The sequence below is a fragment of the Bdellovibrio sp. ArHS genome, assembly GCF_000786105.1.
GTDB lineage: Bacteria > Bdellovibrionota > Bdellovibrionia > Bdellovibrionales > Bdellovibrionaceae > Bdellovibrio.
On record NZ_JTEV01000001.1, the window covers coordinates 77,089 to 98,911 of the forward strand.

Genomic DNA, 21,823 nt, shown 5'->3' on the forward strand with positions numbered 1-21,823 from the left:
ATTTTGCTATTTGAAGGGGGTCACCTTGATTCTAAAGACTGCGGCAATTGTTTTCGTGTCACTGTTTGTAGTGAACTCTTATGCCGAGAATTGCCTAGAGATAAGTGGCGGGGTATTGAATAAAGATGTGTATTGCGTAAAGCGTGATTACAATTCTAATGCCAAAGAGCGCTGGAGTATTCAATTGAACTCAGCCGAAGAGAGAGAGGGTGACATCAAGAAACCCAACAGGCAGACGATCTTGGCTATGTCAGGAATGCCAGGATATTCTGCTCAGGTCAGAACAATAAATGAACCAAATTTCTCAGACTCTAAGGAAGAAACACTCCAGATTACTTCGATTGAACCTGCGAGAGGCTTCTCGGAAGATTCTGTGATCAGAACTTTAGAGCTCAAAGATGGTGTAGAGGCGACCTCCTATACGGAATGTATAGCTTCAAAAGATCGAAAAAGAGCGAATGGTTGTATATCTGTGTCGCCAGAAGTTTGTGAGCAGTATATGGCGCCAAAAGATTCTCCACGTCATGAGGTGGGGCTTGAGTGTTGGAATAACTATCCAAATGTCTTCAACTCTCCAGCTGCGCTCATTGAGGCCAAGAAAGATAAGAAGGCTCATCAGTGCATACAAATAATCGAAAGTATGAGTAAAACTTACGATCTTAAAGAGCTTTCGGAGCAACTAGGAACAAGTAACTATCTTAAGGCGTGGTTTCAAACCAAAGAAAAAGGCGTCTTTGCATCCAAGTTTGATGCAGATGTGTTTCGTAATCCCGATAAAGAGCCTTCAGTAAAGACACGATACGAGGTGATTCAAAGAGTTCGAAATGGATGTGGAATACTCGCCCAGCAGAACCGCCTCACCTTGAACAACAGATCTGCGGCGCCAAGCTCAGGTTCGACCCAAAGAAGCGGAGCTATAAGATAAAGCTATTGTGCTTTTCTTTTTCGGAAGTAAAACAAAAGCACAATTCCCAGACACATCACAGCTGATCCCAGGTACTTCCACACGCGGCCTGGGTCATGGTTAACCGATAGAATGGATGCTTTCACAAGACCATTAGGTCCTTCTTCAAAGCTCGCCTGATAGAAATAGAATTTTTTGTACTTCAAGGGCTCGTTCATCGAGATCAAGGCTTTATTGCCGCCATCATATTCGACAGAACTTTGGTAAGCCATCGCGCGCATGGTGCCGGGATAGTCTGTTTTTTTAAATTCATCTAAAGAAATCTCAAAACCCAAAGGCAGTCGACGATTCTGATAGGACACCAAGTACACACGATTTTCTGTGAATACTTTTACGTAGTCGTTCAAGAATAGATAACTTTCCTGCCCGTTGTAGCGAACTCTTAGCGACGGGGAGCTTCCGGGAACAGGGTGATCCAAGCGAGTCAGTTCATATTTTTGGACAGCCTTAGGCAAGTAGCGAAGAATGCGAAGCTGCAATCCCATCCAGCCGGTTTCAACCAAGTCACCTTCTTTGGCGAGGCCCTGTTTAAAAGGAGTTGCCGAGTCCTTTGCATAAAGCGCATAGGACAAGGCCCCTTTTTCTGAAATCGTAAAACGAATTTCATTAATGGCTTTGTTGCGATCCCACAGTCCACCCAGAGTCATCAGAACCGGGCCCACTTGCGCTTCCACTTTTTCAAAGACATTGCGTTGAACAAGCCAATCTACTTGGCTGACATTGGGGTTCGCCAGTTGAAAACGGACGGCCGCGCCACTTTGCGGTTGGGGGGACGCCTCGACCTGAAGTTTGGGCAAAGAATAGGGGATGGATTCAAGGATCTCAAAATTCAAATCACGGCTTTTGATAAGGACTGGTTTATCAGAAGTCACCGGCTTCTTAAGAAAGTTCACTTCTTCAGAGTAGATTTTTTCATAGTCCGAGCCATCAGGAGAACGATAGACGATAAGATCGGTTTCCTGAACAGTCACTTCTTTCACCGGGCCGTCTGTTTTGGCAAGGCGAATGGTGCCATCGATGCCAAAAATCTGAGTCAGCAAAGAGCCGTAAATAAGAATAATAATTCCCACATGGGCGAAGATGAAGGACGCGTGACGAGGCTTCCAAGGCCAGCGATCCGCGATCACTGCGATCAAGCTCGTAACCAAAGCGCCCAAAGCAAGGTACATCCAGATGGATGAATAGACGAGATTCTTCGCCGTCCAAGCATCATATTTGGATTCGACAACGGTGCCGATGGCAATGATCACCGCGATGGAGGCGATAATCAGAACCGCTAACTCCATCGAGGCTAATTTTTTAATAAGACGTCGATACCAGGGCATTACTTCCCAGTCTTTAATTCTCTGCGAAGCTCAGCCACAAGTTTTTGGCCTTCGCGCACTTTTTCAATAGAAAGGCCTAGAACGCGAGCCGACTCTTGCGGCGCATGGAAGCCGGAAGAGTTTTCCGCTTCAACGAAGTCAAAAAGGAACTGGGCTTGTTTTTGCAAATCACGCGCATCCGCTAACTTCTTATTCGGCGTTTTCGTCAAATCGATATCTTTAAACTCTTTAAGGTCTTTGATGTAATCGATCAAAGCATCAAACGCGACATTACGAAGTTCCATGTGGCGATCTTGGATCGTTTCCGCTCGGGCCTTCAACTCGTTTTCAGGCACGTTGTGGCAAGTCTGACAGGCTTTGTTGATGTTCAACAAAGGACTTTGTACGTGGTGGTTTGTGACCTTCATCGCACCCACACGCTCATACGGCATATGACAGTCTACGCAAGCAACACCAGCACGGGCATGGGTTCCTTGATTGAACATTTCAAACTCGGGATGTTGGGCTTTAAGTACGCTCGCACCTGTATCCGCATGAACCCAGTCTTTATGTCCGTCTTTTTTGTAGTACTCAAGAATTTGATCGGCTTTAAGGCCGTCCGCCCAAGGATAAGTCAAACGCTTGTCCTGGCCTTTGAAGTAGTATTCAACGTGACATTGACCGCACACGAAAGTGCGCATCTCTTGACGAGTGGCCATTTTGTTAACGTCGTACTCTTTGATGCCCTGAGTGGCTTTAAAGGCTTTAATACCTTCAATAAACGCGGGACGAGTCACACGCAAAGACATGGTCGAAGGGTCATGACAGTCGATGCAAGAAACAGGGTGATTCACAGAATGAACGATCTCTTTGTAAGGGACCTTGTTCATTTCCTCGAAACCTTTGGTGATGTCACCGTTACCCAATTTTTTATAAAGCACATAAGTGGAAGCATGACAGTTCAAGCACGTGCCCGGCTGTTTTGCGACATTTTGTCGTTCGGTGAAAATCTGGTCAGAAAGCATGTAAGCGTGACCACGCTCTTCACGGAAGTCTTTTGAAAACGCGTAACCCGCCCACATAATCTTTAAGCGCGGATCTTCGTCCAATTTCTGTTGAGAAACCGTGTCGCGCGGATCCTTTTCAGTCGGAACGTGCGGGAAAGCTTCTGAGCCGCCGTACTTGGTTCTGCGCATGTCCGCCGTGCGAAGATAAGAGTCATACTGGTGCGGGAAGTTTTTTCCCCAAATCGCTGGATCATCCATGTCATCGGTGATTTCAACGACACGATAGAAGACATTTTTAGCTTCGCTCTTGCGTTCAAAGATATTTACTAACAGAGCTGTCAATAACACCGTGACGACGGCAGCACCGCCTACGGCCAGAAAAATCGTCTTTGATTTTGTCATACTGTACTCCTATTTCGCGTGTCCCACATTCCGATGACAGTGCAGGCAATTGGTCTCTTCGTTAATATTTTTACCGCCATGGTTCATTGCTTGAACCATGGGTTGGTGGCAACTTAAGCAGGAATTCTTAACTACTTTTAAACTGTGCTCCCGAATGCGAATAGGATCCGGGAAGTTCTGCAAAGTAAAAGCAGCCGAGTGATTAAAGCCATTCAAAGCTTTGACAGCATATTTTCCGATGATGTTGTGAGGAAGATGGCAGTCGTTGCACTTGGCAACGTGGTGGTGGGTGGCCTTGATCCATGAGTCCATATTTTCATTCATGATATGACAATTCACACAGGCTTTAGGGTCATCCGACATGTACGAGTAACCCTTGGCATAAATAAACGAGTAGCATCCCAGTCCAAGGACAACACCGAAGAGGATAAGAAAAAGGGCGTTCAATTTACTCATGTAGTTTTTTGCTCCTACAAACAAATTCACATTAATATCGGGACAATTTCAATCCCAAAAAGCACTTGGACTGTCTGCAATATGACAGATGTGGATTCTCAATACAAGACAACGCTTTTATTTTTCCGGACTGCTGGAAGTAAGTCTTTAACATCTACCAACCTTGGGAGTATTCTTAAAGACAGCCCTTTCGAACATTATTGAGGCAGGCATTCATGAAAATATATTCTGACATCACGAAGACAATTGGCCAAACTCCATTGGTAGAAATGCAAAGAATCGGAAAAGATCTTCCGGGAAAATTGCTTTTGAAGCTAGAGTTCTTCAACCCCTTAGGCTCCGTAAAAGATCGCATCGGTCTGGCGATGATAGAAGAGGCCGAACGCACAGGAAAACTCAAACCCGGGGTGGAGATTTTAGAGCCGACATCGGGGAACACCGGAATTGCACTGGCCTTCGTGGCTGCGGCGAAAGGCTACGCCATTACCTTGGTAATGCCAGAAACCATGTCGCAGGAAAGAAGAACGTTGCTTCTGCTTTTAGGCGCAAAACTTATTCTGACGCCAGGACCTTTGGGGATGAAGGGCGCGATCGCCAAAGCGCTGGAGCTTGCCGAAAAAAATCCCAATGCCTGGAGTCCGCGACAGTTCGATAATCCCGCGAATCCGGAAATTCACAAAAAAACCACAGCTCTGGAAATTTGGAATGACACTGACGGCACCGTCGACATCGTCGTGAGTGGCGTGGGGACTTCCGGAACCATCACGGGGGTGGGCCAAGTTCTAAAAGCCAAAAAGCCCAGCGTGAAGATGATTGCGGTGGAACCTGTAGAAAGTCCGGTTCTTTCCGGTGGCAAACCGGGGCCTCATAAGATTCAAGGCCTGGGAGCCGGTTTCGTTCCTAGTGTGATGGATCGCGCTGTGGTTGACGGTGTTGAGCAAGTCTCGTCAGAAGAATCTATGAAGGTGGCTAAGGAAGTGATAAAAATGGAAGGCATCCCGGTGGGGATTTCTTCGGGCGCGGCGATTGCGGCGGGACTCCGGTTGGCGGCGAAAGAAGAAAATCGCGGGAAAAACATTGTTGTGATCGTTCCTAGTTATACAGAGCGTTATCTTTCAACACTGTTAGCGGAGCAAGAACGCCAAGAAGCCCAGTCTTTGCCAATCGCTACTGTTGATGAAAGTTATTTAAGTCGGGTGAAATAAAGAATGGTTCCCTATATCATACCAGCGAAAGAAAAAGTTCTTCTGAAAATCGGTGAGGCCCAAAAACTGGCCGCACCGTCCTCAGAGTTCGACATCTTTGTTTGGAATGTGTTTAAGGGACAAAAGGCCCATATCTTTGAAAAAGACTTTAAGAAGCTGGGCGAGGGAAAAGATTTTATTCTTCTTCAAGAGGCCTTGGTCGACGACAAGATGCCCAAGATCTGGCAGCAGGATTTTGCGACTTACGAATGGCATTTGGCCCAGAGTTTTCACTACAAAAAAGATTTAAGAAGTACGGGTGTTGCCATCGGGGCCAAGCTGCAGCCAGCTTCGGTGGATTTCATTCGCGCAAAAACACGCGAGCTCTTTTGGCTGACTCCGAAGCTGACGCTTTTTAATGAATATGATTTTGGTGGCACGAAGGCTCTTTTTGTCTGCACGCACGTTCTTAACTTTGTAACCTTAAAAGCCTTCACGGCCTCTTTGTATGAAATCGCGGCAAAGATGAGCGAGTTCAAGGGGCCGGTTGTTTTGGCGGGGGATTTCAATACCTGGAACGTCAAACGCTACCTGATTATGAAAAGTATTTTTCGAGATTTGAATTTAGAGCATTTGGATTTGGAAAACGACGGACGACTTTTAAAGCTCGATCATGTTTTCGTCAGAGGCTTTGATGTCATCAAAGCCCAAGTGCATCACACCATCATCAGTTCAGATCATTTTCCCTTGGAAATCCGCCTGAAGATTGCAGACCCCAACAAGCCTTATTGACTTTGTTGCCGAGCCCAGGCGTAAACGGAATCGGGAGAAAGTCCCGGTGTGCCTTCAAGATCCCAATAATTCTTTGGCCACACTTGTTTATTAAACTTCATCGGATGCGTGGGAATATTCAAAAGTTTCCCGATCAATTCCGTGCAGTACAGAGCCTTGTCATTCCAAGAATACCAAAAATCAAAAGGCCGTCCCATATAGGGTTGCACTTGCGATAAGCGAACATCCTGCGGGATTTCGACGATTTCGGCAATCACGCCCCGGTGCTCCAGATCTTCCCAGGAAATAATCGCGACCCCTTCGCCGGGATAGGCGTTGAGCCATTTGTCACCGATGTCATCAAACTGAATGGCGGTGTGGGCAAATCTTCCGCCGGGTTCGTATTGAACCAAACGACCATGACGATCATAAAGTTCTAAGAAAGCGATTCGTGTTTTCGCAAACGAAGAAGTCGCTGCTAATAAAAAGAGAAAGAAAAAGGCCAAACGCATGCAAGGGGTTTTGACTTAAAAACCCCGCAAAATCAAGTTTAATAAAAGTCGGAGGACGTATCGTTTATCGTCGCGCCAACCAGAGCAGGGGAGATTTTACAAGAGTCATCATTTCGCCTCCCAAAGCGGCACCAAAGAACCACAAAACCCCGGATTCCCAAGTGACCTCATGGCTGACGACCGAAAGAGCCCCCAAAGTGATCAGGGATAAGGCCGCCAGACTCAGAGAGCGGGACCTCATCACACGAATCCACTCGTCATGATTTAAAATCAGGCGGGCAAAGAAAACGGAAATGGACAGATACAAAGCGCCGCAGAAGAAAAGACAGAAGGTCGGGCTGATTTTCATAAAATAATGCATCAATCCGCCGCCATCGAAAAATAATTGCACGCCGAATTGTGAACAGCTCATCAGTGTGACAACAGACCCGAAGGTATGCGCCAAACCCATTTTCGCAATCACTTTCCAAGGCGGCGATTTTTCTGCCGCCAATTGCGCATGGATTTTTTGGAGAACAAAAGAAGAGCCACCAACATCTGCGGTGTCATTGATAAAAGACTCAAAATCTTTTTTTACGTCTTTCATAAAGTCTCCTAACTCTTCTTTCCTAGGCTGCGCAGCACTTTTAAACTGCGACTGACGATTTGCCGGATATTGCTTTCCGAGATCTTAAGCACTTCGGCAATTTCCTCGTACTCAAGTTCATCTAGATAGCGCAGTTTCATGACCTCTTGTTCTCGAGGTTTCAATTCAGCCAGTAAGGTGGCCGCTTCTTCTTTCTCTTCGAGTATAGGAACTGAGCCCTCGGTTTGTGACAAAGAATCATCCCATTCCGAGAAGTCTTTGATTTCTCGGTTGCGATAATCCTTCAACTCGCTGCGGGTGATGACATAGATCCAGGCCAAGGCCTTGTAGCGAGAGTCATAAAGGTGTTTTTTGCGGTGAATTTGCAAAAAAACGATCTGCAAAAGATCCTCAGCCCGCTCCTGCGGTAAGCCGCGCTTTAAAGCATAGGATAAAACACGGCCGGAATGTCTTAAATAGAGAATGTCCAAAGCTTTATTTTCGCCTTCGGCAAGCTTTAGCAAAAGTTCTTCGTCTGTACATTCCTGCAAATTAATTTTCATAGACCTGTCACAAGTTATAGATCTCCATCCTAATGAAGGTTGAAAGAGCACACAAGAAGGAAGTTTTAAGATGAGTAAAATGTGGATTTGGTTTTTCGCGCCGGTATTTCTTTTTGCTGGTGGTGTGCAGGCACATCCGGTCTCTTTTGCCGGTGCCTTTTCTTTAATGTCATACAATAAAGATGACGAGAATGAACTTTTTCTGGGTTATTCAATGACCAGTCGAACGGCGCTGGCCGTAAGTTACGTCAAAACTGCCGAGGCTGAATACACGTTGCCGCGAATGAATTTTCTGGCAAAACGCTGGAACAACGAAGACTCTCAGGGGAATGTCTATTTGAGTGCCGGTTACGGCACGGATCGCTCTTTTGACGAGGTCAAAGGTGTGGCGATGGCCTCTGCCGATCTTGATTGGGAGTCTCGCAAATACTACACAGCCTTTCAATACACCAAATTCTTTCGTCAGGATTCCGATGCCATTGACCGCACGGATTTTGAACAGACGAAATTGCGGGCAGGCGTGGCCCCTTATTTGGCAGAGTTTAACGAATTGAACACCTGGTTGATTGTGCAGTTTGAAAAAAAGAATGACTCAGCCATCGAGACCACCCAGTTCGTCAGACTTTTTTATCGCAATATTCTTATCGAGGTGGGTGCTCGTATCGGCGGCGGCGCTGCCTTTAACTTTATGACTCATTTCTAGGGTAAAAGTTTTACTAGTAAGTTTTTTAAAAAAAGGATCTTAATATGAAAAAGATGGTCTTCGCTCTTCTTCTTACTTTTTCTTTCGCGTTTGCCAGTGAAGTTGAAACGGTTGGCGTGAAGGGGATGGTTTGTTCTTTCTGCGCGCAAGGCATTACGAAGAAATTCAAAGAACAGCCGGAAATTGCGGAGGTGCAGGTCAGTCTTGAAAATAAATTTGTAAAGCTGACTTATAAGGACGGGCAGAAGCTTTCTCGTGAAAAGATTGCCACTCTTTTAAAAGAGGCGGGATATGAAGTCTCTTTCGACAAATAAATTTTTTACCTTTCTAACGCTTTTTGGGTCCGCCAGCACTCTGATCTGTTGTGCCCTTCCAGCCCTCTTGGTCAGTTTAGGGATGGGCGCCGTTTTGGCCGGTGTGGCTGCGCAAATGCCCGGGCTTATTTGGGTGTCTGAAAATAAAATGGCTGTCTTTATATTTGCTGGCAGCATGTTGGCCTTCAATGGTTTTTGGCTTTGGAAAAACCGCAACGCCCCGTGTCCGCTAGATCCGCAGCTTCGAGATGCCTGTATTTCAGGCAGAAAGTTCTCGGCGCGTGTCTATATTCTTTCTCTGGTCGTTTTTCTGACAGGATTCTTTTTCGCATTCATCGCCCCCAGCCTCTTTTAATGCGCCGCACTTCGGATGAAAGTACGACGACTCTCCATTGACTAATTGCAATGAAGTCGGGTACCTCTAAGTCTTCGTAATTTAAACGAGAAATCAAACACGGAGTGCAACAATGTTTAGTGAATCTTTACTGATTTCTCCGGCTATTGCTGGGGTTGTTGGTTTGTTCGTTGCTTTGGCGCTTTACCTTCGCGTAAAGGCTCAGCCCGCAGGCAATGAAACTATGAATCGCATCGCGACTTACGTTCGTGAAGGCTCAATGGCTTTCTTGGTTCGTGAGTACAAAGTTCTTTTCGTCTACGCGATCGTCGTAGGCGCAGCTCTTGCTTTTGCATTGGGCGGAATCGCAGCAGGATCTTTTGTTCTTGGTGCATTCTTGTCGTTGCTAGCAGGCTTCTTCGGTATGAAGGCTGCGACTTATGCCAATGTTCGCACTTCTCAGGCGGCAGCTGGTGGCTCTAAAGCGGCGGCTCTTCTTGTCGCTCTTGATGGCGGCGCTGTGATGGGTCTTTCCGTTGCGGGTCTAGGTCTTATCGGTCTTGGCGTCCTTTACTGGATCTTCCAAGGTCAAGAGGTGTTGGGCACGATTCTTCACTCTTTCGCAGTGGGCGCTTCTTCAATCGCTCTTTTCGCTCGTATCGGTGGCGGTATCTATACTAAAGCTGCTGACGTGGGTGCGGATATCGCTGGTAAAGTGGTCGAAAACATTCCTGAAGACGATCCTCGCAATCCAGGTGTTATCGCTGATAACGTGGGTGACAACGTCGGTGACGTTGCGGGAATGGGCGCTGATATCTATGAGTCAATGGTGGCGGCGATTGTTTCTGCCATGGCGATTGCTTTGACAATTCCAGCCGATGCTTTGACAACGTTGATGCCTTCTGCGGAAGCGGAAACCGTTCGTATCACAGGCGTGGCTTTGCCTCTTCTTCTTTCAACTTTAGGTCTAGTGATTTCAATCATCGTGATCTTTGCGGCGCGCGCTTTCAAAAACGGCAAGCCTGCAACTGTTCTTCGTAATGCGTTGATTGTTCCACCAATCCTTTTGACAATCGCTTCTTATATCTTGATGCCAATGTTTGGTATCAGCCAATCTGTGACTGTAGCTTTGGCTGCGGGTGCATTCGGTGGGGCCTTGATTGGTCTTATCACTGAGTACTACACAGCAGCTCGTCCCATCCGTCTAGTGGCTGAAGCTGCTTTGACTGGTGCGGGGACAGGTGTGATCCGTGGTCTTGCAGTAGGTATGGAATCAACGGCGATCCCAATGTTGATCGTTGTTATCGCTGCTTACGTTGCCGACCAAGCTTTGGGTCTTTATGGTATCGCTCTTTCTGCAGTAGGTATGTTGGCAGGTACAGCCGTTGTTATGACGGTGGATGCTTACGGTCCTATCGCTGACAATGCTGGTGGTATCTCTGAAATGTCAGGTCTTGGTAAAAACGTTCGCGACATCACTGACGAACTAGATGCCGTTGGTAACACAACAGCAGCTATCGGTAAGGGTTTTGCGATCGGTTCTGCGATCTTGACAGTTCTTGCCCTTTTCTCGGCTTTCAACATGGAAGTAAACCATGTGCGTGAAAAAGCAGGTCTTGCGAAAATGTCTTTGGATCTGACTTCTTCAGGCGTTTTGATCGGTATCTTGCTAGGTTCTATCCTGCCATTCCTAGTTGGTTCCACAACTATGACTGCGGTAGGTAAAGCGGCGCAAAAAATCGTCAAAGAAATTGCTCGTCAATTTAAAGAAATCCCAGGCCTTCGTGAAGGTAAAGCGGAACCACAACCGGCGGCGATCGTCGACATCGCTACCCAAGCAGCTTTGTTCGAGATGATCTTGCCAGGTATGATCGCGGTTCTTGCTCCAGTTCTTGTTGGCTTCATCTTGGGCCCTCAAGCTCTTGCGGGTCTTCTAGCAGGTGGTTTGGCAGTCGGTGCGACAATGTCTCTTTATATGGCTAATGCCGGTGGAGCATGGGACAACGCTAAGAAATTCATCGAAAAAGGTGGATTGCCTGGTCATCCAAAAGGTTCCGACGCTCACAAAGCGGCGGTCGTTGGTGACACAGTCGGCGACCCGTTCAAAGACACTTCTGGTCCAGGTATCGCTATCTTGATCAAAGTTATGTCCGTTGTTTCTTTGTTGATTGCTCAATTGATCGCTACGATCGGTGGGTAATTAGAACTCGATGACTGCAGCTTCGGGCGTCTTGGCGCCCAACGCGGCAGCAACATCTTAACGAGTTGAAAAAAATAAAAGCCCCAGGTCTAGGTGACATGGGGCTTTTGTGTTTCTGGTAGGCTCGACGAACCTCTAAATCATGCCGCGAAGCAATGACAAGCTATTCTCATAAATCTATAAATGAATTATGAGAATATTTCATGCACTTTCCTGGACCTGCGCAACTCTCATTATTTCTTCTTGTGGAGAACTCACGTCTTCAATCACAACCTCAGAAACCTGGATTCCCGAAAGTTTCTTTTATAAAACTTTGGGATCTTGTGAACAGGGCACCCTGGGCTTTCCTGTCTTGATTGGTGGTGGAACGCAGTTGTGGACTGACCCTGCGCAAGTCCGCGTCGGGCAGATCGAACTCTATCTGCAAAAAAACGGGACCTACTCGGCTCGTTACCGAGAATTCGACTTTACGACACAACTCTTCGAAAAAAACTTTCAGTCAACGTACTCTCTGGATCACAGACGAAAAGAGATTTATTTAGCGGGCCTCGGTGTTGCAAAGGTTCTGCAGACGGGAAGAGGCCGTTCTTATATGCATTTGCTATATTCAGAAAACTACAATTCAACTCTTCTGGCGGGGAGTACAGGGGATTTATACCTCTATAAAGGCCAGAAGGGAGTTGGTGAAACAGCGGCAGATCGCTGCGGTTGGTGAAGCTACCCTTTCGCTGTCAGGACCCAGATACCGACTAAAATAAATAAAGATCCGGAAACGTACTTCATAATTTGGGGATTTAACAGGGTTCCCAGGAATTTCCCAAAGATAACGCCCAAAACCCCGGCAAGTCCCAAGGCAAGAACGACAGCAATCATCACCGTTAATGTGGATTTTGATTGTGAAGAAGCAGCAAGGGCCGCGAACTGCGTTTTGTCACCCATTTCAGCCAAAAAAATAGTGATAAAAGTGCTCGCAAAAATCTTCCAATCCATACCAAGTCCTTTAAAATAAACCAGGCCGTTTAACGGCCGTTGAATTAATTTGAAAGCATATTGATAAAATCGGACAGGTGGGAAAGCAAGTTTGAAAAGCCGTTTTATTACTGCCATGGATCTTTTGCAGGCAGAAGCAGCCAAAGGGGACCTGACGTTGCGCCGAATCTTCCAACTTTTGGGGGAAGAGGGGCACGCCATGCTTATGCTTTTTCTAAGTCTGCCTTTTTTGCAGCCGATCCCTATTCCTGGACTCTCAACTCCCTTGGGACTTCTTATTGCCGTGGTGGCGGTTTTTCTTTATCGAAACAAACCGCCATGGTTGCCACAAAGGTTTGAAAATCTGAAGGTCTCGGCCGAAGTGCTTTTGAAGGTCTCTGAAATCGCCGAAAAAATCTGGGGCCATGCCGTTAAGATTATAAAACAACGACTGGTCTTTTTGCATGATCACTGGTTTTTCAGAATCTTGAATCTTGGTGTCTTTGTGACGAACTCTTTGCTTTTATCGCTGCCGCTGCCCATTCCTTTTTCCAACACTGTTCCCGTTGTCGGCATCATTTTGTGCGCCATTGGGCACATGGAAAAAGACGGCGTTTTTATCCTTTTTAGCTACTTATGGTGTCTGATAGTTGCGTCGTTCTTTGCAACTTTAACCATGGGAGCTGTCCACTTTACTTTATAACCCACGAAGGTCCAGGCTTGGGTGCTTCATAACAAAGGACCATAGGACCTCAATCTCTTTGTGCGCCTGAAAAGGCTGCTGCTACAATTTGATCTAAAAGGAGTCACCATGGGTAAGTATGTTTTAGCTTGTATGATGGTTTTAGGATTTTCCTCGTTTGCTCAGCCTGGCGGAGGCGGGGTGTGCGCAAAGGATCGTGAAACTCTTTGCGGAAATGTAGAACACGGCGGCGGCAAAGTCGCGCAATGTATGAAAGACAATCAGGATAAGCTTTCTCCAGAGTGTAAAGCGCACATGGAAAAAGCTAAAGAGACAATGAAAGAAGTCCGAGAAGCTTGTCACGATGAGATGCAAAAGTTTTGTGGCGACATGAAGCCCGGAAAAGGTCGCATGATGAAGTGTATGAAAGAGAATAAAGAAAAATTCTCGGCAGCCTGCCAGGAAGAAATGGCCTCTGCAAAAGAAATGCGCAAAAAACGTAAATAAGGAATCCAGTCAGTATTCATGAGAGAAAAAAGTCTTCGTCTTAGTTTGATTGACGCCTTCTTATGTTCTCTCATGGTTGGAGCCGGCGAAACCTATCTGCCGGCTTATTCTCTTTCCATCGGCATGGGCGAGGTCTTCGCCGGTATTCTTGCCAGTCTTCCGATTGTCAGTGGCGCCATTTTACAATTAATCACCCCGCGGGGTTTGCAAAGAGTGCAATCGCACAAGCACTGGGTGGTGGCCTCGAGTGTGATGCAGGCCCTGACGTTTATTCCGTTGATTTATTTTTCGGCGACACGGGCTCCGAACTTCTGGATGCTTTTCGGTATTCTGACTTTGTATTGGGGATCGGGTTTTTCTTCGGGCCTTGCCTGGAATTACTGGATGGGACGTCTGGTGCAGGTGGATGAAGGCAACACTTTCTTTGCCAAACGCGCTCGTATTTCCCAATTAGGTATTCTATTGGGATTGATCGGCGGCGGTCTGGCGTTGAATTACAAGGTGGAGCTAGGGCCTTTTTCGTCTGTATTCACTTTGCTCTTCTTATTCGCAGCGACTTGTCGTCTGTTGTCTTCCGCAATTCTATCGACCCAGTGGTTTGATCCCGAATGGAGAAGTGAACCGCGTCTGGGTTTCAGGGCCTCATGGAATGTCTTCTGGAACAATACGCAGAAGCGACAGTTTTTCTTTTATCTAGTGCCCTTTCAGGCCGCTGTCTTTGTGTCTTCCCCGTTTGTGACGCCCTATATGCTGGCGCAAGTAAAAATGGGGTATGGCCATTACATGGTGGCGATTGCCCTTTTATTTGTGGGTAAAATTTTGGCTTTAACGGCCATTGAAAGATTCCGCGGCAAAACTTCAGGTTTTAATCTGTTGCTTTTTGGCGCGGGGGCCATCGTGCCTTTGCCAGCGATGTGGGCTTTAAGCACGGGCGCATATTTTATTTATTTTCTGCAGCTTATTAGTGGTTTTGCTTGGGCCTTTGTTGAAGTGGGTCTTTCTTTGATTTTCTTTAAAGATCTAAAGCAGGAAGAAAAAGTTCCGGTACTAACGGTGTATAATCTTTTAAACTCGGTGGCGATTATTTTAGGCACCTATGTCGGCGGAAAATTTCTGTGGTTCTTTGGTGAAAAGATCACAAGCTATTATGCGGTCTTCATTCTCGGTTCGGTCAGTCGCGGTTTAGGATTTTTACCACTTTACTTATTATTGAAAAATCAGGTTTTTGGACAGGCCGCTGCCTCTACGGACGAGCCGACGGAAAAAGCTTCTTGAACTCTTTGTGCAAAGCTTTGTCGTGATAGGTGTCTTCTTCCACGGCCAGATCGCTTTCGCTATAACCAGAAAAAATCTTAAATACTTCGACTTCGTGTTCGTTGATTGTGAAGGCCGCGCGCCAAGTGCGATAGGCGATAACAAAATGACTATTTTGCGCTTTCACTCGCTTCTTTTTCGAATTCGTGGGCTCATACTCAAGCTGGTGCTGAAGAAATCCCCGCAATTGTTCGACCCCGGCATTGTCCAGCCATTCTAGTTGCTCTAAAGCTTCGCCGGTGAACGAGACCGTGTATTTGCTGACATCGGCAAGCCAGTCAGGCTCCACACCAGGAAAGGAATCGGCATAGGCCACGTAGGGTTTAATATCCAGCACGGGAGTTCCATCTAAGATATCTGCCGCCTCGACGTATATTTTAAGCTTATCAATGCGGCGGATTTTTACACAGCTCATACCCAGACCGTTGGGGCGGTAAGGGGAGCGCGTGGCAAAGACGCCGATTTTCGTGGTTCTTCCTCTTGGCGGTAGCACCATCGGATTCCAATGAGTGTTGTGGTGAAACTGGAAAATCACCCAGATATGCGAACAACCTTCAAGACCGATCAGCGCCTGTTCAAAATTCTGTCCTGAAGACAATTCGATAACACCTTCAGAGTGAAACTCGTCAGTTTGTCTTCCCGCTTCGTAGGGCTCTTTTTGCGAGCTGTGAAAAATTCCGATCGGGGTCAGAGTTATTTGTTCCGCCATTGCCTCATCCATTCAAAACCCGCAATCGCCGCGGTGACACCGACATTGAGAGAGTTTTTACGACCCCGTAAAGGAATGATGCGGACTTCATCGATGACTTTAAGTATTTCCGGGTCCAGGCCAAAGCGTTCATTACCTAAGACAAAAGCCGTCGGCTCCAGTTCGAAGCTTGTAAAAAGATCCACAGCACTGGCGGCGGTTTCAAGCGCGACAATACGATAGCCAGCCTCTTTAAGTTCTTCCAGGCACTCCAAAAGTTTTGGCGCTTCTTCCCAAGGCAAATAGTCTTGCGTACCCATGGCGGTCTTTTCAACCTTCCATTGGGTCGGATTGGGGGTGTAGCCACAAAGATAAATCTTTTGCGCCCCCAGGCATTCTGCGGTTCTAAAAATCGAACCGACGTTGAATGCCGAACGAATATTATCCAAAACAAAAACCAAGGGCAAAGGCTCCAGCGGCGAGGCATGTTTGTCGTTTTCAATAACCAGAAAATCATCGTCCTGAAGATTTTTGTGCAAAAGACGTTCGAAAGGAATCGCAAATGAAACAAAATGTTTCAGTGTCATATCAGCGACAAGATGTTTGTTTAGATCCGCAAGGCGGGTGACATCAGGATTTTCTGATGCTTCAAGAGCGGCAATTTTATTTTTGAGTTCTAAGAGGGGTTCAGGCTCAAAAGAAAAATTCCTTGAGGATTTTTCCAGCGACACAAAAAGCCGATGGATCTCTTCAAGGGATTTTTTATCTTGAGCAGAAAGTGCCATTATTTCACTCGTTGGCCGACTTGCGCGCCTTCGTCAGCAGCCAGTACGAAAAGATCGCTGCCGCCGCTTCCTGCTGCCAAGACCATTCCTTCTGACATACCAAACTTCATCTTGCGCGGTTTTAGATTCACGCAAACCAGAATCTTCCGTCCCAGAAGCTGTTCCGGCTTGTAAGCGGATTTGATTCCCGCAATGATCTGGCGAATCTGTCCATCCCCAATATCGACTTTCAAGCGAAGAAGTTTATCGGCTTCTTTGATTTCTTCAGCTTCGATGACCTGACCGATGCGAAGATCCACTTTTTCAAAATCAGCAAACTCGATTTCCGCAGGACGCTCACCGTTGCGATCCTCTGTCTTGCCAGCCGCCGCTTTCGGTGCAGCAGTCGAAGCTGCTTTTTTTGTCGCTTGAATCTCTTCGTTGATTTTACGACTTTCTTCCACCATCGCTTTAACTTTGTCAGCCTCCACGCGAGTGGCTAAATGCTCATAATCCGCAATCGGACGATGGGTCAGAACTGTGTTAATATCAGACCACTTGTAGTTGGACTCGCCCAAAAGCTTTTCCACTTTTTCAGTGTACAGGGGCAGAACCGGCTTCAGATAAATCGCCAACATGCGGAACACATTCAAGGTCGTGGTAATCACCTGTTTGGTTTCCACGGGGTGCGACTCTAAGGTTTTCCATGGGGCTTTTTCATCAAAGTATTTATTCGCATCATCTGCCAAAGAACGAATTTCATTCAAAGCTTTTGCAAAATCCCGGGCTTCGTAATGGGCCGCGATAGTTTCTGCCTTCTTTTGCGCATGCGCGATAAGGTTTGCCCCTTCCGCGTCGGGCGTGCTCATGATGCCGTCCATTTTCTTTTTCAACATCTGACCGCCACGAGATCCCAGATTTGTGATTTTACCCACAAGTTCTGAGTTCACGCGATTGACGAACTCTTCCAGGTTCAAATCAATGTCATCGACAGAGCTATTTAGCTTCGTCGAGTAGTAATAGCGAAGGTATTCCGGATTTAAATGATTCAAATAAGTTCTTGCGGCAATAAAAGTCCCTTTAGACTTGGACATCTTTTCACCGTTGACCATCAAGTGGCCATGAACAAAAACCTGATCCGGAGATCTAAAACCTGCGGATTTTAAAAACGCCGGCCAGAAAATAGTGTGGAAGCGGGCGATGTCTTTGCCGATGAAGTGATAGACTTCACGCTTTGGATCATCCCAAACGTCTTTTAAAGACAGATTGTTCTTCTGCGCCCATTGCTGAGTCGTAGACATGTATCCCATAGGGGCATCCACCCACACATAGAAGAATTTTTTATTGTTGGTTCCCGGAATCGCAAAGCCAAAATACGGCTCGTCCCGAGAAATATCCAGATCGTGAAGATCCTCGTTGAACCATTCCAGCATTTTTTTAGAAATGTCTGAAGAGCAGTGTTGAGGAATCCACTCTTCCAGATATTTTTTAAAGTCGTTTAATTTAAAGAAAATACTTTCGCTGTCTTTCAGAACAGGGGTATTTCCACACAGAGAACAGTGAACCTCTTTCATGTCACTGGGGGAATAGGTCGAACCACACACATCACAAGAATCACCGTATTGTTCTTTCGCGCCGCACTTCGGGCAAGTGCCCTTTACAAAGCGGTCTGGCAGGAACATTTTATCGTGATTGCAGTAAAGCTGTTGGATCAGTTGTTTGCGGGTGTGACCACCTTCCACCATTTTGTGATAGAAGTATTCGCAAAGATTTTTATTTTCTTCCGAGTTCGTAGAGCCGTACAAAGAAAACTTCACTTGAAAGTCAGCGAAGTCTTGCGTGTGCTCTTCATAACTTTTCGCAATCAAAGCTTCCGGCGTGATGCCCAGTTCACGGGCTTTAACCATGATCGGAGTTCCATGCGTGTCGTCTGCGCAGATATAAACACATTCATTGCCGCGCATCTCTTGAAAGCGTGCCCAGAAGTCAGCTTGAAGATATTCCACCAAGTGACCCAAGTGGATATAGCCGTTGGCGTAGGGAAGAGCACAAGTTATGAGGATTTTACGGTTTTGGTTCATCGAATGCCTTTCAAGAATTAGCGCCAGTCCACGATTCCAGAATCCAGGTGGTAAATGGCCTGAACAATCTTTACCTCACCCGACGCAATGCCGTCACGCAGAAGTGCAGAGCGTTCAGCAAGTTCTTGGGTCACCGTTTGCAGACCGCTCGAGGTGCGACCCGTGCCGCAGGCTTCGTGACCTAGGACGACGACCAGATTAGAACCCAATTCGCCCACGGCGTATTCAGCGCTTGCGAGGACATCAGAAGAAGCTGCAAGTTCAACGGTGCGGATAACGAAGATCTCGCCCAATTTCTGATCAAAAATCACCTCGGGCGGGACGCGTGAGTCACTGCAAGTCACGATCACCGCGTGGGGCTTTTGCCCACCCAGCAAACGCTGACGGTCTTTGGCGGAGGCGCCATCGGCGCGAAACTTGCCTTTCACGAAGCGCGTGTTTCCATTTTTTAACCAACCCAAGGATTTTTCCGCAGGGACAGGACCCAGTGTGCGGGTCATGGGTTCTTTGCCATGGTTTGCAGAAATATGTTGAGCAGCAGCGGCGACGGCGTTCTTCATTTCCGCGGCTTGCGCTTGGGCTTCGTCCATTTCCTGATCGTTGGGGCTGACTTTGGTGATTTCTTTTGCGTCATTGGAAGTGGCCTCGGCCGGAGCCTCTTTTTGTCCGCCTTGCTGATCTTTCAGAACGACTTTGGTTTCCTGCTGTGGAGATCGGCGCAGCAAGGAAGAGCAGGCCGTCATAGTAAGTAAAATAACACCTATGGTGAAAGCTTTTAGCATTTTGTCCTCCGTCATGCTGTTCTTATTCTCAGGACCTCCATCGAGAGACGTCAATTTAAAAACAAAAAAACTTTTACCCTGATAAGGAGCTGACTAGAATGTTTGTTGAGGAGACTATCATGTCCGTTGCAGTTCTTTCCCCCTCGGAAATTCAAGCCAAACTTCAAGAGCGTTCTTACGCCGCACAGAAAACATATTTAGCCATGTACAGCACGTGGTTGGGCGGTATCACAACAGAGCCCGCGTTGATGATGGTGCCGATTGACGACCACCTGGTGCATCGTGGGGACGGCGTGTTTGAAGCAATTAAAGTTGTCGATGGCAAAGCCTTTCTTATGCAAGAGCACCTAGAGCGACTTGAGCTTTCCGCCGCAAAAATCGGATTGCAATTACCCATGCCTCTCGACGAAATGCGCGAGGTGATTTTTCAAACGGTGCAGGTGGCGGCGACGAAGAACGCTGTTTTGCGCCTTTATATTTCGCGCGGCCCCGGCGGTTTCACGACGAATCCCTATGAATGTGTTTCGTCGCAAATGTATTTGGTGGTTACGGCTTACACGCCGTATCCAGACGAACGCTATATCAACGGTGTCAGGGCAGGGCGCAGTCAGATTCCACCCAAAGATCCATGGTTTGCGACCATCAAAACCTGCAACTATCTTCAGAATGTTTTAATGAAGAAAGAAAGTGTGGATCGCAAACTTGATTTTACGATCGGTGTGGATTCTCAAGGATATCTGACAGAAAGTTCGACTGAAAACATCGTGATGATCGATAAGAATCGCACGCTGGTTCGGCCTCGGTTGCGCCAGATCCTGAAGGGGACCACAATGATGCGAACTTTTGAGTTGGCTCAAGGGTTGCTGTCAGCAGGGGCTTTAACAGGTATTCAGGAAAAGGATCTGACGGAAATGGACCTTTACGAAGCGCAAGAAGTGATGATGATTGGCACTACTTTGGATGTTTTGCCTGTGACCGAATACGAGGGTAAGAAAATCGGGACGGGAAAACAAGGTCCCGTGTCAGCGCAACTTCTTAAACTTCTTCGGGACGATATGAAACAGGGGCCGAAGTCGACCCCTGTGGCTCTTTAAACTTCCAATTGAATTTTATCCAGCAATTCCGGATCGCTCAAGACAGCTTCGCCGCCGCGGGCGATAGCTGTCAGAGGGTTTTCCGCAATTCGCACCGGCAGGCGCACTTCATTCTGAATGCGCAAATCGAAATCGCGAATCAAAGCACCACCGCCAGCTAAAACAACGCCTCGTTCGATAATGTCAGAGACAAGCTCAGGGGGCGTGTGTTCCAGCGCCCGGTGGATGGCATTGATAACTTCTTGAATAGAGTTATTCATGGCAAGCCCGACGTCTTCAGAACTGACTTCGATGGTTTTGTTCATTCCCGTATCAGCGTCCCGGCCTGTCACGGTAGCCGTCTTAATATCTTTTTTAGGAACGGCAGTGCCGATAGAGACTTTCAGCGTTTCCGCCGTAGTTTCCGAGATGATCATTTTTTTGTATTTGCGGAAGTAATCGATAATAGCATCATCGATTCGATGTCCACCGACGCGAGCAGCTTCGCAATAAACAATATCCGCAAGCGCGATCACGGCCACTTCTGTGGTGCCACCGCCAATATCAATGATCATATTGCCTTCAGCGGATTTGATATTTAGCCCCGAGCCTATCGCCGCAGCCATAGGTTCATCGATCAAGAAGACTTCTTTGGCGCCAGCCGCTTTGCAGGATTGGATCACGGCCTTCTTTTCAACTTCCGTGACACCATAGGGAAGAGAGACAACAACACGCGGGCGGGAAAACGCTGATTTGACTCCAGGAGCAGACAGAAAATGTCTTAGCATCACTTCTGTGGTTTCAAAGTCCGCGATAACTCCGTCGCGAATGGGCTTTTGCGGAAAGATGCTGCCGGGATTGTTAGCCAATTTTTCTTTGGCGTCTGTGCCGACGGCGATCACTCTTTTTTTACCCGGACTTGTTTGTTGGTACGCGATGAGCGAAGGCTCATTTAAAATGATCCCTTTTCCGCGACCCGCGATCAGCGTGTTCGCGGTTCCCAGGTCGACGTACAAATCAGCGGCCGTTCCGGCTTCATCCTTAAATAACCAAGACAACATATTTATTTACCGAATCCTTTGTGGCTCTCGAAAGGGAAGGTCGCGAAAATAGAAATATACGAATAGGATTTGTTCAAATCAACACCCAACTCGGCGCCTAAGGTCACTTGATTCCAGTCGACATAGTGAAACTCTGTGCCGATTGCCAGATTAGACGCCACATAGTTTTCTTCTTTGGTATTCAGGAAGGTGAAGGGGATGGCGAAGTAGGGAACGGTCATGCCGTACTCGGTGTCCCATTTTTTACTCAGCATCGGAGCAAATTGCAGTTGAATCAGATTTTCTTCCTCATCGCGTGCGATACCAGCACCGGCGCGAAAGCCCATCGCTGGTTGATTGTCGACGTCAGGAATAGGAATCCATTTTAGCGATGCGAAGGCGTTGAAATCGACAGCACCAGCGCCCATTGAAATACGACCGCTCATGGATTCATTGATCGCCGTATCAACAAAGACGTTGAAGTTAGCGCCGTTTCCTTTGTTCGTTAAAAGCTGAGGTTCAACTCCAACCTGATATTTTCCAGGCGCCAGCAATTCGCCGGATTCAGCGATGCTTAAGTAGGCATTCGCCGTGGAACTTAAAAACAGACCTAAAACGAAGTATTTAGCAAATTTCATGAAATT

Annotated in this window: 25 protein-coding genes; 12 read left to right on the top strand and 13 right to left on the bottom strand. The window is 47.1% G+C overall.

The features are described from left to right. Positions 1 to 25 precede the first annotated feature (25 nt). Positions 26 to 925 (top strand): hypothetical protein, encoded by a 900-nt coding sequence (locus tag OM95_RS00360; RefSeq protein WP_041869034.1) that lies wholly within the window; start codon positions 26 to 28, stop codon positions 923 to 925. A 2-nt stretch (positions 926 to 927) separates the two neighbouring features. Here OM95_RS00360 and OM95_RS00365 read toward each other — a convergent pair whose 3' ends face one another. Genes OM95_RS00365 through nrfH form a run of 3 tightly spaced genes read right to left on the bottom strand, consistent with a single transcriptional unit; the run spans position 928 to position 4,133 of the window. Continuing rightward, a complete protein-coding gene (locus OM95_RS00365) occupies positions 928 to 2,289 on the bottom strand; it encodes a cytochrome c biogenesis protein ResB (RefSeq protein ID WP_041869036.1) in 1,362 nt (453 codons plus the stop codon). Further along, positions 2,289 to 3,677, bottom strand: a complete 1,389-nt coding sequence (locus tag OM95_RS00370; RefSeq protein ID WP_041869039.1) for an ammonia-forming cytochrome c nitrite reductase subunit c552 — start codon at positions 3,675 to 3,677, stop codon at positions 2,289 to 2,291. The genes OM95_RS00365 and OM95_RS00370 overlap by 1 nt, the downstream gene beginning before the upstream one ends. A gap of 9 nt (positions 3,678 to 3,686) precedes the next feature. Beyond that, the gene (nrfH, locus tag OM95_RS00375; protein WP_041869042.1) at positions 3,687 to 4,133 is read right to left on the bottom strand and encodes a cytochrome c nitrite reductase small subunit; all 447 of its coding nucleotides are present in this window, start codon (positions 4,131 to 4,133) and stop codon (positions 3,687 to 3,689) included. A gap of 215 nt (positions 4,134 to 4,348) precedes the next feature. Here nrfH and cysK point away from each other — a divergent pair, with 215 nt between their 5' ends. Beyond that, the gene (gene cysK / locus OM95_RS00380; RefSeq protein WP_041869045.1) at positions 4,349 to 5,338 is read left to right on the top strand and encodes a cysteine synthase A; all 990 of its coding nucleotides are present in this window, start codon (positions 4,349 to 4,351) and stop codon (positions 5,336 to 5,338) included. Positions 5,339 to 5,341: 3 nt separating this feature from the next. Further along, on the top strand, positions 5,342 to 6,109 hold the full coding sequence (locus tag OM95_RS00385; protein WP_041869046.1) for an endonuclease/exonuclease/phosphatase family protein: 768 nt from the start codon (positions 5,342 to 5,344) through the stop codon (positions 6,107 to 6,109). Here the strand turns inward: OM95_RS00385 and OM95_RS00390 are convergent. The 3 genes from OM95_RS00390 to OM95_RS00400 all read right to left on the bottom strand — a co-directional run bounded on the left by OM95_RS00390 (position 6,103) and on the right by OM95_RS00400 (position 7,728). Then, the gene (locus OM95_RS00390) at positions 6,103 to 6,600 is read right to left on the bottom strand and encodes a hypothetical protein (RefSeq protein ID WP_041869048.1); all 498 of its coding nucleotides are present in this window, start codon (positions 6,598 to 6,600) and stop codon (positions 6,103 to 6,105) included. The two genes, OM95_RS00385 and OM95_RS00390, sit on opposite strands and share 7 nt — an antisense overlap. A 64-nt stretch (positions 6,601 to 6,664) precedes the next feature. Continuing rightward, positions 6,665 to 7,186 carry a hypothetical protein gene (locus OM95_RS00395; RefSeq protein WP_041869050.1) on the bottom strand — a complete coding sequence of 174 codons (522 nt, stop codon included), beginning with the start codon at positions 7,184 to 7,186 and terminating at the stop codon, positions 6,665 to 6,667. An 8-nt stretch (positions 7,187 to 7,194) separates the two neighbouring features. After that, positions 7,195 to 7,728, bottom strand: coding sequence for a sigma-70 family RNA polymerase sigma factor (locus OM95_RS00400; protein WP_291515385.1), 534 nt, complete (start codon positions 7,726 to 7,728; stop codon positions 7,195 to 7,197). A gap of 70 nt (positions 7,729 to 7,798) precedes the next feature. Here OM95_RS00400 and OM95_RS00405 point away from each other — a divergent pair, with 70 nt between their 5' ends. The 5 genes from OM95_RS00405 to OM95_RS00425 all read left to right on the top strand — a co-directional run bounded on the left by OM95_RS00405 (position 7,799) and on the right by OM95_RS00425 (position 11,994). Further along, positions 7,799 to 8,431 carry a hypothetical protein gene (locus tag OM95_RS00405; protein WP_041869053.1) on the top strand — a complete coding sequence of 211 codons (633 nt, stop codon included), beginning with the start codon at positions 7,799 to 7,801 and terminating at the stop codon, positions 8,429 to 8,431. A 44-nt stretch (positions 8,432 to 8,475) separates the two neighbouring features. After that, positions 8,476 to 8,745 (top strand): heavy-metal-associated domain-containing protein, encoded by a 270-nt coding sequence (locus OM95_RS00410; protein WP_291515386.1) that lies wholly within the window; start codon positions 8,476 to 8,478, stop codon positions 8,743 to 8,745. Then, complete coding sequence (locus OM95_RS00415; RefSeq protein ID WP_041869056.1) at positions 8,723 to 9,100, top strand: hypothetical protein; 378 nt, start codon at positions 8,723 to 8,725, stop codon at positions 9,098 to 9,100. Before OM95_RS00410 ends, OM95_RS00415 begins: the two co-directional genes overlap by 23 nt. 112 nt (positions 9,101 to 9,212) lie before the next feature. Further along, positions 9,213 to 11,279, top strand: coding sequence for a sodium-translocating pyrophosphatase (locus OM95_RS00420; RefSeq protein ID WP_041869059.1), 2,067 nt, complete (start codon positions 9,213 to 9,215; stop codon positions 11,277 to 11,279). A gap of 190 nt (positions 11,280 to 11,469) precedes the next feature. Further along, positions 11,470 to 11,994 (top strand): hypothetical protein, encoded by a 525-nt coding sequence (locus tag OM95_RS00425; RefSeq protein WP_291515387.1) that lies wholly within the window; start codon positions 11,470 to 11,472, stop codon positions 11,992 to 11,994. A gap of 2 nt (positions 11,995 to 11,996) precedes the next feature. Here OM95_RS00425 and OM95_RS00430 read toward each other — a convergent pair whose 3' ends face one another. After that, positions 11,997 to 12,269 (bottom strand): TMEM165/GDT1 family protein, encoded by a 273-nt coding sequence (locus OM95_RS00430; RefSeq protein ID WP_041869195.1) that lies wholly within the window; start codon positions 12,267 to 12,269, stop codon positions 11,997 to 11,999. 91 nt (positions 12,270 to 12,360) lie between these two features. Between OM95_RS00430 and OM95_RS00435 the strand changes: the two genes are divergently transcribed. From OM95_RS00435 to OM95_RS00445, 3 genes are all read left to right on the top strand, one after another. Then, the gene (locus OM95_RS00435) at positions 12,361 to 12,951 is read left to right on the top strand and encodes an exopolysaccharide biosynthesis protein (protein WP_291515388.1); all 591 of its coding nucleotides are present in this window, start codon (positions 12,361 to 12,363) and stop codon (positions 12,949 to 12,951) included. Between the two features lie 108 nt (positions 12,952 to 13,059). Continuing rightward, positions 13,060 to 13,437 carry a cysteine rich repeat-containing protein gene (locus OM95_RS00440; RefSeq protein WP_041869063.1) on the top strand — a complete coding sequence of 126 codons (378 nt, stop codon included), beginning with the start codon at positions 13,060 to 13,062 and terminating at the stop codon, positions 13,435 to 13,437. A gap of 18 nt (positions 13,438 to 13,455) precedes the next feature. Beyond that, a complete protein-coding gene (locus OM95_RS00445) occupies positions 13,456 to 14,712 on the top strand; it encodes a hypothetical protein (RefSeq protein ID WP_041869066.1) in 1,257 nt (418 codons plus the stop codon). On the opposite strand, the gene tsaA is transcribed toward OM95_RS00445, so the two are convergent. Genes tsaA through OM95_RS00465 form a run of 4 tightly spaced genes read right to left on the bottom strand, consistent with a single transcriptional unit; the run spans position 14,681 to position 19,066 of the window. Continuing rightward, positions 14,681 to 15,460 (bottom strand): tRNA (N6-threonylcarbamoyladenosine(37)-N6)-methyltransferase TrmO, encoded by a 780-nt coding sequence (gene tsaA, locus OM95_RS00450; RefSeq protein ID WP_291515389.1) that lies wholly within the window; start codon positions 15,458 to 15,460, stop codon positions 14,681 to 14,683. The two genes, OM95_RS00445 and tsaA, sit on opposite strands and share 32 nt — an antisense overlap. Then, positions 15,445 to 16,224, bottom strand: a complete 780-nt coding sequence (locus OM95_RS00455; RefSeq protein WP_041869069.1) for an RNA methyltransferase — start codon at positions 16,222 to 16,224, stop codon at positions 15,445 to 15,447. The genes tsaA and OM95_RS00455 overlap by 16 nt, the downstream gene beginning before the upstream one ends. Then, complete coding sequence (gene metG, locus OM95_RS00460; RefSeq protein WP_041869071.1) at positions 16,224 to 18,284, bottom strand: methionine--tRNA ligase; 2,061 nt, start codon at positions 18,282 to 18,284, stop codon at positions 16,224 to 16,226. Before metG ends, OM95_RS00455 begins: the two co-directional genes overlap by 1 nt. 17 nt (positions 18,285 to 18,301) lie before the next feature. Further along, on the bottom strand, positions 18,302 to 19,066 hold the full coding sequence (locus OM95_RS00465) for a carbonic anhydrase (protein ID WP_041869073.1): 765 nt from the start codon (positions 19,064 to 19,066) through the stop codon (positions 18,302 to 18,304). 119 nt (positions 19,067 to 19,185) lie between these two features. On the opposite strand from OM95_RS00465, the gene OM95_RS00470 reads away from it, so the two are divergent. After that, entirely contained in the window at positions 19,186 to 20,160 is a 975-nt protein-coding gene (locus OM95_RS00470) for an aminotransferase class IV (RefSeq protein WP_041869076.1), read from the top strand. Here the strand turns inward: OM95_RS00470 and OM95_RS00475 are convergent. Both OM95_RS00475 and OM95_RS00480 read right to left on the bottom strand, forming a co-directional pair. Continuing rightward, positions 20,157 to 21,200, bottom strand: coding sequence for a rod shape-determining protein (locus OM95_RS00475; protein WP_041869078.1), 1,044 nt, complete (start codon positions 21,198 to 21,200; stop codon positions 20,157 to 20,159). The genes OM95_RS00470 and OM95_RS00475 overlap by 4 nt on opposite strands. A gap of 2 nt (positions 21,201 to 21,202) precedes the next feature. Further along, positions 21,203 to 21,817 (bottom strand): hypothetical protein, encoded by a 615-nt coding sequence (locus tag OM95_RS00480; RefSeq protein WP_041869201.1) that lies wholly within the window; start codon positions 21,815 to 21,817, stop codon positions 21,203 to 21,205. Positions 21,818 to 21,823 lie beyond the last annotated feature (6 nt).